At 69.6% G+C, this 13613-nt stretch carries 9 protein-coding genes; 8 read left to right on the top strand and 1 reads right to left on the bottom strand.

The window, feature by feature from the left end:
* Nucleotides 1–118 precede the first annotated feature (118 nt).
* On the top strand, nt 119–2884 hold the full coding sequence (gene secA / locus VFR90_RS09260) for a preprotein translocase subunit SecA (protein ID WP_326405832.1): 2766 nt from the start codon (nt 119–121) through the stop codon (nt 2882–2884).
* A gap of 15 nt (nt 2885–2899) precedes the next feature.
* Here the strand turns inward: secA and VFR90_RS09255 are convergent, their stop codons facing one another.
* Nucleotides 2900–4129, bottom strand: a complete 1230-nt coding sequence (locus tag VFR90_RS09255; protein ID WP_326405831.1) for a hypothetical protein — start codon at nt 4127–4129, stop codon at nt 2900–2902.
* A 96-nt stretch (nt 4130–4225) separates the two neighbouring features.
* Between VFR90_RS09255 and argJ the strand changes: the two genes are divergently transcribed.
* From argJ to epsE, 7 genes are all read left to right on the top strand, one after another.
* On the top strand, nt 4226–5467 hold the full coding sequence (gene argJ / locus VFR90_RS09250) for a bifunctional glutamate N-acetyltransferase/amino-acid acetyltransferase ArgJ (protein ID WP_326405830.1): 1242 nt from the start codon (nt 4226–4228) through the stop codon (nt 5465–5467).
* Nucleotides 5468–5474: 7 nt separating this feature from the next.
* The gene (locus VFR90_RS09245) at nt 5475–6818 is read left to right on the top strand and encodes an MFS transporter (protein ID WP_326405863.1); all 1344 of its coding nucleotides are present in this window, start codon (nt 5475–5477) and stop codon (nt 6816–6818) included.
* Between the two features lie 167 nt (nt 6819–6985).
* Nucleotides 6986–10933, top strand: a complete 3948-nt coding sequence (locus tag VFR90_RS09240; protein WP_326405829.1) for a DUF3683 domain-containing protein — start codon at nt 6986–6988, stop codon at nt 10931–10933.
* Complete coding sequence (locus VFR90_RS09235) at nt 10930–11373, top strand: HIT family protein (RefSeq protein ID WP_326405828.1); 444 nt, start codon at nt 10930–10932, stop codon at nt 11371–11373. The genes VFR90_RS09240 and VFR90_RS09235 overlap by 4 nt, the downstream gene beginning before the upstream one ends.
* A gap of 33 nt (nt 11374–11406) precedes the next feature.
* A complete protein-coding gene (locus VFR90_RS09230; RefSeq protein ID WP_326405827.1) occupies nt 11407–11823 on the top strand; it encodes a gamma-butyrobetaine hydroxylase family protein in 417 nt (138 codons plus the stop codon).
* 5 nt (nt 11824–11828) lie between these two features.
* Nucleotides 11829–12560 carry a bifunctional demethylmenaquinone methyltransferase/2-methoxy-6-polyprenyl-1,4-benzoquinol methylase UbiE gene (gene ubiE, locus VFR90_RS09225; protein WP_326405826.1) on the top strand — a complete coding sequence of 244 codons (732 nt, stop codon included), beginning with the start codon at nt 11829–11831 and terminating at the stop codon, nt 12558–12560.
* 214 nt (nt 12561–12774) lie between these two features.
* Nucleotides 12775–13608 carry a polysaccharide export protein EpsE gene (gene epsE / locus VFR90_RS09220; RefSeq protein ID WP_326405824.1) on the top strand — a complete coding sequence of 278 codons (834 nt, stop codon included), beginning with the start codon at nt 12775–12777 and terminating at the stop codon, nt 13606–13608.
* The last annotated feature ends 5 nt before the right edge of the window (nt 13609–13613 follow it).

Genomic DNA, 13613 nt, shown 5'->3' with positions numbered 1-13613 from the left:
TGGTTTGCGGGCTGCGGTCCGCACCTGCACGGCTCGCGCGAGCACGCTTGCGACCCCTGGGTCGCCGCTCGACGCGCTTCTCGGCAACCGCGCCGAGCCTTGATCGAACGATGCCCGCATGCTGCCCAAACTCCTGACCTCGATCTTCGGCAGCCGCAACGAGCGGCTGCTCAAGCAATACCGGCGCGTCGTCGAGCAGGTCAACGCGCTCGAAGGCTCGCTCGAAGCGCTGGACGATGCCGCCTTGCGCGCGCGCACCGACACCCTCAAGCGTCGCGTCGCCGAAGGCGCCACGCTCGACAGCCTGCTGCCCGAAGCCTTCGCCGTCGTGCGCGAGGCGAGCAAACGCGTGCTCAAGATGCGCCACTTCGACGTGCAACTGATCGGCGGCATGGCGCTGCACGCCGGCAAGATCGCCGAGATGCGCACCGGCGAGGGCAAGACGCTGATGGCGACGCTGCCGATCTACCTGAATGCGCTGGCCGGGCAGGGCGTGCATCTGGTGACGGTGAACGACTACCTCGTGCGCCGCGACGCCGAATGGATGGGCCGCGTCTACACCTTCCTCGGCCTGACGGTCGGCATCAACGTGCCGGGCCTGAGCCGCGAGGAGAAGCAGGCCGCGTTCGCCGCCGACATCACCTACGGCACCAACAACGAGTTCGGCTTCGACTACCTGCGCGACAACATGGTCACCGAGGTGGCCGACCGCGTCTGCGCGCGCAAGCTCAACTTCGCGATCGTCGACGAAGTCGATTCGATCCTGATCGACGAGGCGCGCACGCCGCTGATCATCAGCGGCCAGGCCGAGGACCAGACCGAGGTCTACCTGAAGATCAACGCGATCGCGCCGCAGCTCAAGAAGCAGATCGGCGAGGCTGACCCGCGCACCGGCGAAGGCGTCATTGAGGCGGGCGACTTCACCGCCGACGAGAAGACGCATCAGGTGGTGTTGACCGAAGCCGGCCACGAGCGCGCGGAGCAGCTGCTGTCGCAGGCCGGCCTGCTGGCCGAAGGCGCGAGCCTCTACGACGCCGCCAACATCACGCTGATGCACCACATGTACGCCGCGCTGCGCGCGCGGCACCTGTACCACCGCGACCAGCACTACGTCGTGCAAAACGGCGAAGTGATCATCGTCGACGAGTTCACCGGGCGGCTCATGACTGGCCGGCGCTGGAGCGACGGCCTGCACCAGGCCGTCGAGGCGAAGGAAGGCGTGCAGATACAGGCGGAGAACCAGACCCTCGCCTCGATCACTTTCCAGAACTACTTTCGCATGTACGCCAAGCTCGGCGGCATGACGGGCACCGCCGACACCGAGGCCTACGAATTCCAGGAGATCTACGGGCTCGAGACGGTGGTGATCCCGCCGAACCGCCCGACGATCCGCAAAGACGAGCTCGACCTCGTCTACAAGACCAGCCGCGAGCGCTATGCCGCGGTGGTGGAGGACATCCGCGATTGCCACGAGCGTGGGCAGCCGGTGCTCGTGGGCACCACCTCGATCGAGAACTCCGAGCTGGTGTCGAAGCTGCTGGAACAGCAGAAGCTGCCGCACGCGGTGCTCAACGCCAAGCAGCATGCGCGCGAGGCGGAGATCATTGCCCAGGCCGGCCGGCCCGGCACCGTGACGATCGCGACCAACATGGCCGGCCGCGGCACCGACATCGTGCTCGGCGGCAACGTCGAGAAGCAGATCCAGTTCATCGAGGCGAACGAGTCGATCGCCGCCGCCGACAAGGCCGCGCGCATCCAGCAGCTCAAGGACGAATGGGCCGGGCTCAACGCGCAGGTCAAGGCCGCGGGCGGCCTGCGCATCGTCGCGACCGAGCGCCACGAGTCGCGCCGCATCGACAACCAGCTGCGCGGCCGCTCGGGCCGCCAGGGCGACCCGGGTGCCTCGCGCTTCTATCTCTCGCTCGAAGACCCGCTGATGCGCATCTTCGCGGGCGATCGCGTCAAGGCGATCATGGAACGCCTCAAGATGCCCGAGGGCGAGGCGATCGAGGCCGGCATCGTCTCGCGCAGCATCGAAGGCGCGCAGCGCAAGGTCGAGGCGCGCAACTTCGACATCCGCAAGCAGCTGCTGGAGTACGACGACGTCGCCAACGACCAGCGCAAGGTCATCTACCAGCAGCGCAACGACATCCTCGAATCGAACGACCTCGCCGCGCAGATCGCGAACCTGCGCCGTGGCGCGATGACCGACGTGGTCCGCAGCTTCGTGCCGGCCGAAAGCGTCGAAGAGCAGTGGGATCTGCCGGGCCTGGAGAAGACGCTGCGCGACGAATGGCTGCTCGATCTGCCGCTCGCGAGCGAGGTCGAGAAAAGCGACGCGATCGATGCCGACGACATCGTCGAGAAGGTCGTCGTCACGGCGGACAAGGCCTATGCCGACAAGATCGAAGTCGTCGGCGCCGAGCAGTTCGCGGCCTTCGAGCGCGCGGTCCTGCTGCAGTCGATCGACAGCCACTGGCGCGAACATCTCGCCGCGCTCGATTATCTGCGGCAGGGCATCCACCTGCGCGGCTACGCGCAGAAGAACCCGAAGCAGGAGTACAAGCGCGAGGCCTTCGAGCTGTTCGCGACGCTGCTCGACACCGTCAAGATGGACGTGACCCGCCTGCTGATGACGGTGCGCATCCGCAGCAGCGAAGAGGTCGAGGTCGCGGCCCAGCAGGCCCTGCAGCAGGCCGAGGCGGTGAGCAACCTCGCCTACACGCACCCGAACGAGGACGGCAGCGTCGAAACCGAGGCCGATGTGGCCACCGCGGTCGCGACGAGGCTTGCGGCGAGCGACGCGCCGCGCGCCGGCCGCAACGACCCCTGCCCCTGCGGCAGTGGCAAGAAGTACAAGCACTGCCACGGCCGGCTGGCCTGAACCGATCCCGATCGCTCAGGGCGGAGGCAGCCAGTAGCTCTTGTCGCTGGCCGCGTCGTACCAGAACGGATTCGCCGCGTTGTCGCGCGCCATGCGCCATTGCCACTGCACCGACTGCGTCAGCCAGCGCAGGCTCGCACGCAGCCGGCCCTGCTTCTCGATCCAGTCCTTGTCGCGCAGGTAGCTCCAGTAGATGCGGATGAAGTCGCGCTGCACGAAGCGGCGGCAGGCGGCGAGGTCTTCCCGCGCGGCCTCCTTGCGCCATTGCTCGACGAAGGCCGATGCCTCGCGCTGCAGCGCCGCGGCGGTCGCCGCGTCGATCTCGGGCGGCGCCCAGCTCGCCGCCTGCGGTGCTTGCGTGAGCGCCGCCGAGGTGACGAGCGCGACGTAGTACAGCCCCAGCGGCGTCAGGTGCACGTCGTCGCGCACCAGCTTGTCGACGGTGGCACGGCGCGCTTCGGGCGTGTCGAGCGAGGTGCCGCTCAGTCCTTCGACGCCCGGCGCGACCGTGGCGCGCTCGACCAGATGCGCCAGTGCGCGGCCTGCCGGCAGCGCCTGGATGCGATCGGCGCGGCCCTCGGCTTCGAGCGACACGTTGATGCGCGTCGCGACGCAGCGCCATACGACGGAGGCGGCGCGCTCGTAGTCGATCCAGCGCCGCGGGTCGGCCTTGTCGTCGATGCCGAACCACGACTCGTAGAACCAGGTGCGCCCGCGTGGATTCGCTTCGATGAAGCGATCGTGGAAGTGGCGCAGGTGACGCACCGTGTCGTTCCACACCAGCCCGCCCAGCACGCTGTGCTGCTCGGTGATCAGCAGCGTGTCGTAAGGCTCCGGGCCGGCCCCGGCGGCGCGCAGCTCCTTGAGCATGTCGAGGTTCTCGCCACTGCGGTTGAGCCCACTGCGGTAGCCGTTCCACGGCGCCTGATCCGGGTTGCTCGGCCGGCCCGCGCTGCGGTCCTTGATCGACGAGCCGACCACGTACTGCCGTTGCCAGTCCCAGGGCAGGCCCTGGCTCTGTGCGATCGCCGCGAGGTAGTCGGGCAGCGGCTGGTCGGTCAGGCTGTGGCCGGAAATCAGCACGCGGCGGGGGGCCGTGGCCTTCGCGGCGCCGGCATCGGCGGTGGCGTCCATCGGTGTGCGCGGCAAGGGGTTGGCCGGAGGCGGTGCGGCAGGCGCGGCGTCGAGCCGCGTGCTCGTCAAGGCAAGCAGCATCACGGTGGCGAGCAGCGCGTTCGGCTTCATGCGGACCAGTCTATCGGCGCCAAGGCGCGGCGCCCCCGCGTCACGATGCCGGCGTGGCCGGCTCCCTAGAATCCGGCCCCTCGACCGGAGACCCCCATGCCCGTGAACCTCGCCGCGCCCGATCCTGCTTCGTTGCATGCCGTGCCCGGCGTCGAGATCGGCATCGCGATGGCGGGGGTGCGCAAGGCGATGCGACGCGACCTGACGGTGCTCACGCTCGCCGAAGGCTCGGCGGTCGCCGGCGTGTTCACGAAGAACCGCTTCTGCGCCGCGCCGGTGCAGCTGTGCCGCAAGCACCTTGCCGCGGACCACGGCATCCGCGCGATCGTCGTCAACACCGGCAACGCCAACGCCGGCACCGGCGAAGACGGCCTGGTGCGCGCCCGCTCGACCTGCATCGCGCTCGCGCGCCACATGAACCTGGCGCCCGAGCAGGTGCTGCCGTTCTCCACCGGCGTGATCATGGAAACGCTGCCGAACGATCGCATCGAAGCGGCGCTGCCGGCGGCGTTGGCCGACCGCGGCGCCGAGCGCTGGGCGGACGCGGCCACCGCGATCATGACCACCGACACGGTGCCCAAGGGCGCGTCGAAGCAGGTGCTGATCGAAGGCGAGGTCGTTACCGTCACCGGCATCGCGAAGGGCGCCGGGATGATCCGGCCCAACATGGCGACGATGCTCGGCTTCGTCGCGACCGACGCGCACATCGCGCCGTCGTTGCTGCAGGCGCTGGTCAGCGAGGCGGCCGACGCCTCGTTCAACCGCATCACCGTCGATGGCGACACCTCGACGAATGACAGCTTCGTGCTCGTCGCCACGCGCCAGGCCGCGCACACCGAGATCACCGACGCCGGCTCGCCCGAAGCCGCCACGCTGCGCGAGGCGATCGTCGCGGTGTCGCAGCAGCTCGCGCAGGCCATCGTGCGCGACGGCGAGGGCGCGACCAAGTTCATCACCGTGCAGGTCGACGGCGGCGCGAACGAGGCCGAGTGCAGGCAGGTCGCCTACGCGATCGCCCACTCGCCGCTGGTCAAGACCGCGTTCTTCGCGAGCGACCCGAACCTGGGCCGCATCCTCGCGGCGGTCGGCTACGCGGGCATCGACGATCTCGATCAGGGCCTGATCGACCTCTGGCTCGACGACGTGCACGTCGCGACGAAGGGCGGCCGCCATCCGGACTACCAGGAGGCCGACGGCGCGCGCGTGATGAAGCGCGCCGAGATCACGGTGCGCGTCGACCTGCATCGCGGCCCCAGCGACCGCAAGCCCTGCGCCGTCGTCTGGACCTGCGACTTCTCGTACGACTACGTCAAGATCAACGCCGACTACCGCAGTTGAGGCGCGCCTGCAGTCGTTCATCACGCCACTGATCGAGAGGATCGCCCGCCGGCTGCGACTCGCGCCCGACGACCTGCTCCGAGACGCGGTCTACCGCCGCCTGTGGAGCTCGATCCTGATCAGCTCCTTCGGCGCGCAGGTCACGATGCTTGCGCTGCCGCTGACCGCGGCCGTGCTGCTCGACGCCACGCCCACGCAGATGGGCTGGCTCACGACGATCGAGATCCTGCCCTTCGTGCTGCTGTCGCTGCCCTGCGGCGTGTGGCTGGACCGCGTCAGGAAGCTGCCGGTCTACGTGGCCGGCGAGGCGAGCATCGCGCTGGTGGTGGCGAGCGTGCCGCTGGCCTGGTGGGCCGGCTGGCTCGGCATGCCGTGGATGTACGCGGCCGCCTTCGTGATGGGCAGCATCCACGTCACGGCCGGCTCGGCCGCGCAGATCGTGCTGACGCAGGTGGTGGCGCGCGAGCGGCTGGTCGAGGCGCATGCGAAGAACTCGCTCGCGACTTCGGGCGCGGAAGTCGCGGGGCCGGGCGCGGCCGGAGCGCTGATCAAGCTGGTCGGCGCGCCGCTGGCCTTGCTGGTCGACGCGCTGCTGCTGATCGCCTCCGTGGCGATCCTGCGCGGCGTGAAGGTGCACGAGCGGCTCGAGGCGCGGCCCGAGCGCCGCTTCTGGCCCGATCTGCGCGCGGGGCTGTCGTTCGTGCGCGGCACGCCGCTGCTGGTGGCGCTGGCCGCGACCGTCGGCCTGTGGCAGATGTGCCATCACGCGGCGATCGTCGTGCAGATCCTGTTCGCGACGCGCGTGCTCGGTCTGAGTGAATCGCAGGTCGGGCTCGCGTTCGTCGGGCTCGGCGTCGGCACGGTGGCGGCCAGCGCGTTCGGCAACCGCCTCTCGACGCGGCTCGGGCCGGGGCCCTGCCTGGTGCTCGGGGTGGCGATCTGCGGGCTCGGCTGGGGCGCGCTGGCGTTGGCGCCGGCGAACGCCTTCGGCACGGCGGTGTTCGCCGCGATGCTGCTGTGCTTCGGGCTCGGCGCGGTGCTGATCTTCATCAACTTCCTCGCGTTGCGGCAGGCGATCACGCCGCCGGAATTGCTCGGGCGCATGACGAGCACGATGCGCTGGCTGATCCTGATCCCCGCCGGCCCCGGCGCGCTGATCGGCGGCTGGCTCGGCGAGCACGTCGGCCTGCGTGCCTCGCTCGCCTTCGCGGGGGGCGGCGCGCTGCTGCTCGCGCTGGCCGCGTCGCGGCACCCCGTCATTCGCGCGACCACCGCCCTGCCGGCGCTCGAAGCGGCCGAGGAGGCGCTCGGCGCCGAAGCCTCGGTCGCGCCGCACAGCGTCGTGCCCTGATGCGTGGCAACGCTCGCCGCATCACGCCAAGGCTTCGCGCGCCTTGATCGCGGCGGCTCGAACGGCCCGCTCGGGCACGCCCGACGCCTCCCGGCCCATGAGCCCGCGCGCCGCGCGCGGCCATGCTGCGCCGCGATAATCGCAAGCCCTCCCGCGCCGCCGGCTCGATGAACGCCCCCCTGCCTCTGCATTCCGCGCTCGCCCCGGCCATCGCTTCCGGCGCCGCAGCCGAGCCCACGGCCCGGCTGCGCGAGATTCCCTACAACTACACCTCGTTCTCCGATCGCGAGATCGTGCAGCGCCTGCTCGGCGTGCGCGCCTGGGAGCTGCTGCACGAGCTGCGCGCCGAGCGCGTCACCGGCCGTTCGGCGCGCATGCTCTACGAGGTGCTCGGCGACATCTGGGTCGTCCAGCGCAACCCCTACCTGCAGGACGACCTGCTCGACAACCCGAAGCGCCAGCGTCTGCTCGTCGAGGCGCTGCAGCACCGCCTCGGGGAAATCGACCGCCGCCGCGCCGACAAGGACGAGGCCGAACTCGACGCCGAATCCGCGCTGCGCCACCGCCGCGTGATGGAGCTGCTCGCGATGGCGCGGGAAGCCGTCGATCGCTTCGCGCGCGGCTTCGACGCGGTGAGCCGGCTGCGCCAGCGCACCGCGCGCAAGCTGGGCCGCCGCACCGCGAAGGACAACATCAAGTTCGACGCGCTGAGCCGCGTCTCGCACGTGACCGACGCGACCGACTGGCGCGTCGAATACCCGTTCGTCGTGCTGACGCCCGACTCCGAAGCCGAGATGGCCGCGCTGGTGGCGGGCTGCATCGAGCTGGGCCTGACGATCATCCCGCGCGGCGGCGGCACCGGCTACACCGGCGGCGCCATCCCGCTCACCTGGAAGAGCGCGGTGATCAACACCGAGAAGCTCGAAGCGATGAGCGAGGTCGAGTGGGTCGAGCTGCCCGGCGTCGCCCACAAGGTGCCGACGATCTGGAGCGAAGCCGGCGTCGTGACACAGCGCGTCGCCGACGCCGCCGAGCGTGCGGGGCAGGTCTTCGCGGTCGATCCGACCTCGGCCGAAGCCAGCTGCATCGGCGGCAACATCGCGATGAACGCCGGCGGCAAGAAGGCGGTCCTGTGGGGCACCGCGCTCGACAACCTCGCGAGCTGGCGCATGGTGACGCCCGAGGCGAAGTGGCTCGAAGTCGTGAGGCTCGACCACAACCTCGGCAAGATCCACGATGCGCCGATGGCGAGCTTCGAGCTGCGCCATTTCGCGGCCGACGGCCGCACGCTGGAACGCACGCAGCGGCTCGACATCCCCGGCAGCGTCTTCCGCAAGGAGGGCCTCGGCAAGGACGTCACCGACAAGTTCCTCGCCGGCCTGCCCGGCATCCAGAAGGAAGGCTGCGACGGGCTCATCACCAGCGCGCGCTGGATCGTCCACCGCATGCCGGCGCACACGCGCACCGTCTGCCTGGAGTTCTTCGGCAACGCGAAGGACGCGGTGCCGAGCATCGTCGACATCAAGGACTACATGTTCGAGCAGGGCAGGAGCGGCGGCGCCATCCTCGCGGGCCTCGAACACCTGGACGACCGCTATCTGAAGGCGGTGGGCTACGCGACCAAGTCGAAGCGGGCCACGTTGCCGAAGATGGTGCTGATCGGCGACATCGCCGGCGACGACCCGGACGTCGTCGCACGCGCGGCCAGCGAAGTGGTGCGCCTCGCGAATTCGCGCCACGGCGAGGGCTTCGTGGCGGTCGGCGCCGACGCCCGCAAGAAGTTCTGGCTCGACCGCAAGCGGACCGCCGCGATCAGCAAGCACACCAACGCCTTCAAGATCAACGAGGACGTGGTGATCCCGCTGCACCGGATGGGCGAGTACACCGAGGGCATCGAGCGCATCAACGTCGAGCTGAGCCTGCGCAACAAGCTCGAACTGGTCGATGCGCTCGAGGCCTTCTTCGACAAGGGCGCGCTGCCTCTGGGCAAGAACGACGACGCGGGCGAGATCCCGAGCGCCGAGCTGCTCGAAGACCGTGTGCAGCGCTCGCTCGCGCTGCTGCGCGAGGTGAGGGCGCTGTGGAATGGCTGGCTGCACGGGCTGGACGTCGTGCAACCCGCAGGCCGCAGCTTCTTCGAGCTGATCCAGGACGACACGCTGCGCGCCTCGTGGAAGACGCAGATCCTGAAGCCGTTGCAGGCGCTGTTCGCCGGCGCCGCGCTGGCGCCCGTCGTCGACGCCTGCCGCGCGATCCACAAACAGGTGCTGCACGGCCGGGTGTGGGTCGCCCTGCACATGCACGCCGGCGATGGCAACGTGCACACCAACATCCCCGTCAACAGCGACGACTACGCGATGCTGCAGACGGCGCAGGAGGCGGTCGCGCGGATCATGGCGCTGGCGCGCCGGCTCGACGGCGTCATCAGCGGCGAGCACGGCATCGGCATCACCAAGCTCGAGTTCCTCAGCGACGACGAGATCGCCGCCTTCACCGACTACAAGCAGCGCGTCGATCCCGAGGGCCGCTTCAACAAGGGCAAGCTGCTGCGCGGCGCGGCCCTGAAGACGCTCGGCGAGGACGTGCTGGCGGCCGACCTGAGCCACGCCTACACGCCCAGCTTCGGGCTGATGGGCCACGAGTCGCTGATCCTTCAGCAAAGCGACATCGGCGCGATCAGCGAAAGCATCAAGGACTGCCTGCGCTGCGGCAAGTGCAAGCCCGTCTGCGCGACCCACGTGCCGCGCGCGAACCTGCTCTACAGCCCGCGCAACAAGATCCTCGCGACCTCGCTGCTGGTCGAGGCCTTCCTCTACGAGGAGCAGACGCGGCGCGGCGTGAGCCTCAAGCACTGGGAGGAGTTCGAGGACGTGGCCGACCACTGCACCGTCTGCCACAAGTGCCTCTCGCCCTGCCCGGTGAACATCGACTTCGGCGACGTCTCGATGGCGATGCGCAACCTGCTGCGCAAGATGGGGCAGAAGAGCTTCCGTCCGGGCAATGCCGCGGCGATGTTCTTCCTGAACGCGAAGAACCCCGACACGATCCGCGCAATGCGCCGCGCGATGGTGGGCATCGGCTTCCGCGCGCAGCGGCTCGCGCACGAGGTGCTCAAGCGCGCGGCGCGCAAGCAGACGAGCGCGCCGCCGGCGACCGTCGGCCGCGCGCCGCTCAAGGCGCAGGTGATCCACTTCGTCAACAAGAAGATGCCTGGCGGTCTGCCCAAGCGCAGCGCGCGGGCGCTGCTGGACATCGAGGACGCCGACTACGTGCCTGTGATCCGCGATCCGCGCTCGACCACCGCCGACAGCGAGGCCGTCTTCTACTTCCCCGGCTGCGGCTCGGAGCGCCTGTTTTCGCAGGTCGGCCTCGCGACGCAGGCGATGCTCTGGCACGCCGGCGTGCAGACGGTGCTGCCGCCCGGCTACCTGTGCTGCGGCTACCCGCAGCGCGGCAGCGGCCAGCAGGACAAGGCCGAGCAGATCATCACGGACAACCGCGTGCTGTTCCACCGCGTTGCCAACACGCTCAACTACCTCGACATCAAGACCGTCGTGGTGAGCTGCGGCACTTGCTACGACCAGCTGCAGGGCTACCAGTTCGAGAAGATCTTCCCGGGCTGCCGCATCGTCGACATCCACGAATTCCTCAATGAGAAGGGCATCCGCCTCGACGCCACGCAGGCCGGCGCCTACCTCTACCACGACCCCTGCCACAGCCCGATGAAGCAGCAGGAGCCGATGAAGACGGTGAAGGCGCTGGTTGGCGAGCAGGTGCGCAAGAGCGAGCGCTGCTGCGGCGAGAGCGGCACCTTCGGCGTGACCCGGCCGGACATCGCGACGCAGGTGCGCTTCCGCAAGGAAGAAGAGCTGCGGCGCGACGAGGCGGCCTTGCGCGCCAGCGGCGCGCTGGCGGCCGAGGCGCCGATCAAGGTGCTGACCTCGTGCCCGAGCTGCCTGCAGGGCCTGAGCCGCTACGGCGACGACCTGAGCAACGGCCTGCTCGAAGCCGACTACATCGTCGTCGAGATGGCACGCAAGATCCTGGGTGAGGACTGGATGCCCCGGTACGTCGAACGCGCGAACGCCGGCGGCATCGAGCGGGTGCTGGTGTGAGCACCGTCGCGGGCTGCCCGTTGTGCGCCGAAGACGGCGGCCGGCTCGTCGTGCGCCGGCCGGAGCTGCGCGTGATCCGCCCCGACGACGCGGCCTTCCCCGCGACCTACCGCGTCGTCTGGAACGCGCACGTCGCCGAATGGACCGACCTGCCGCCGGCGCAGCGCAGCTCGTGCATGCAGGCGGTCGCGACGGTCGAGACGGTGCTGCGCGAAGCGCTCGCGCCAGCCAAGGTCAATCTCGCGAGCCTCGGCAACTTCGTGCCCCATCTGCACTGGCATGTCATCGCGCGCTTTGAGTGGGACAGCCACTGGCCGCAACCGGTGTGGGGCCCTGCGCAGCGCACCGTGCAGCCGCGGCCCGCCGAGCGCCTGCGTGCCAGCCCAGAAGCCCTCGACGAGCGGGTTGCCGCGGCTTTCGCACCGTTGGACGGCTACTAAACTTTGGCGGCCTCGTCGCTCGAGATTCACACCATGGCTGGCCTCACCCCCGACACCCCGACGCCCACCGCGCTGACCGTGCATCAGCAGTCGCGGCTGCTGGAGATCGAGTTCTCCGACGGCGCGCATTTCAAGCTCCCGTTCGAGCTGCTGCGCGTGTATTCGCCGTCGGCCGAGGTGCAGGGCCACGGCCCGGGGCAGGAAGTGCTGCAGACCGGCAAGCGCGGCGTCGAGATCGTCGGCCTCGAGCCGATCGGCAACTACGCGGTGCAGCCGACCTTCTCCGACGGCCACAGCTCGGGCCTCTACGCCTGGGATCTGCTCTACCGCCTCGGGGCGAACCAGGACGCGCTGTGGCGCGACTACGAAGCGCGGCTCGCCGCGGCCGGCATCGATCGCGACGCGCCGATGCCCGACGCCGCCGGCTCGGCCTGCGGCCACCACCACTGAAGACGATGAGCCAGACCCACTTTGGCTACGAAGACGTCGACGAGGCCGAGAAGGCCAGGCGGGTGCGCGGCGTCTTCGACAGCGTCGCGTCGCGCTACGACGTGATGAACGATTTGATGTCGCTCGGCCTGCATCGTGCGTGGAAGGCCTACGCGGTCGCGCTCGCCGAGGTGCGCGAAGGCGACCGCGTGCTCGATCTGGCGGGCGGCACCGGCGACCTCGCGCGTGCCTTCGCACGCAAGGTGGGACGCGACGGGCTCGTCGTGCACACCGACATCAACGAGGCGATGCTGCGCGTCGGCCGCGACCGTCTGGTCGACGAAGGCCTGATGCTGCCGACGGCGATCTGCGACGCCGAGCGGCTGCCGTTCGCTCCCGCGAGCTTCGACCGCGTCAGCGTCGCCTTCGGCCTGCGCAACATGACGCACAAGGAGCAGGCGCTCGCCGAGATGGCGCGGGTGCTGCGGCCCGGCGGGCGGGTGCTGGTGCTCGAGTTCTCGAAGCCCGCCGAGGTCTTGAGCAGGCCCTACGACTGGTACTCGTTCAAGGTGCTGCCCCTGTTGGGCCGCTGGGTCGCCGGCGACGCGCAGAGCTACCGCTACCTGGCCGAGTCGATCCGCATGCATCCCGACCAGGCGACGCTGAAGTCGATGATGAAGACGGCCGGCTTTGGCCACGTCGATGTGCACAACCTCGCCGGCGGCGTCGTCGCGGTGCACGTCGGCATCCGCTGCTGAGTGGAGCGGGAACGCCGCTTGCCGGCCAAGGCGTTCGTCGCTCCTCGTCGATAAGGACGATGAGCGTGCGGTTTGTCCGCGGGCCTGTGATGCGGGCGGCGCGTCCCCCGGCTTCGGGGTAGCAGCCGTCCGGTTCTAGGGTCTTACACTGATCTTTGACCTGCGGCGTGGCGCCTCGCGAGAGCCCTCGCCGCCTTGCCCGAAAGTCCTCCGAATGCGATCGATCCAGACGTTGAAGCGGGTATTGGCTGGCCTGGCGATGGTGCTGATGTCGGGCCTCGTCGTCGGGCAGGCGCCGCCGCCGGCGGCCACCGCGGCGCCTCCCGAATACAAGCTTGCAGCCGGCGACTCGGTGCGCATCACCGTGTTCCAGAACCCGGACCTGAGCATCGAAACGCGCATCGCCGAATCGGGCTCAATCTCCTTCCCGCTGCTCGGCGCCGTCAAGCTCGCCGGCCTCACTACCGCCCAAGGCGAAAAGCTGATCGCCGACGGGCTCAAGAGCGGCAATTTCGTCAAGGCGCCGCAGGTGTCGATCGTCGTCGCGACGGTGCGCGGCAACCAGGTCTCGGTGCTCGGCCAAGTGCTGCGCCCAGGCCGCTACCCGATCGAGACCGCCGAGATGCGGCTGACCGACCTGCTCGCGCTGGCCGGCGGCATCTCCCCGACCGGCGCCGACGTGGTGACGGTGGTCGGCAAGCGCAACAACAAGCCCTTCCGCTTCGAAGTCGATCTGCCGACGGTCTTCGGCCCGGACCGCACCACCAACGACGTGCTGCTGCAGAACGAGGACGTCGTCTGGGTCGATCGCGCGCCGATGTTCTTCGTCTACGGCGAAGTGCAGCGCCCCGGCGCGCTGCGGCTGGAGCGCGGCTTGACGCTGATGCGCGCGCTGGCTACGGCCGGCGGCCTGACGCAGCGCGGCACCGAGAAGGGCATCCGGGTGCATCGACGCGGGCCCGACGGCAAGGTGCAGATCCTGACGCCGGGTCTCGAGGAAGTGCTGCGCGCCGACGATGTCGTCTACGTGCGCGAGAGCCTGTTCTGAGCGCG

The sequence above is a fragment of the Methylibium sp. genome, assembly GCF_035762065.1.
Classification (GTDB): domain Bacteria; phylum Pseudomonadota; class Gammaproteobacteria; order Burkholderiales; family Burkholderiaceae_C; genus Methylibium.
The sequence above is the reverse complement of the archived record's forward strand: the minus strand, read 5'-3'. Positions and strand labels throughout refer to the sequence as shown.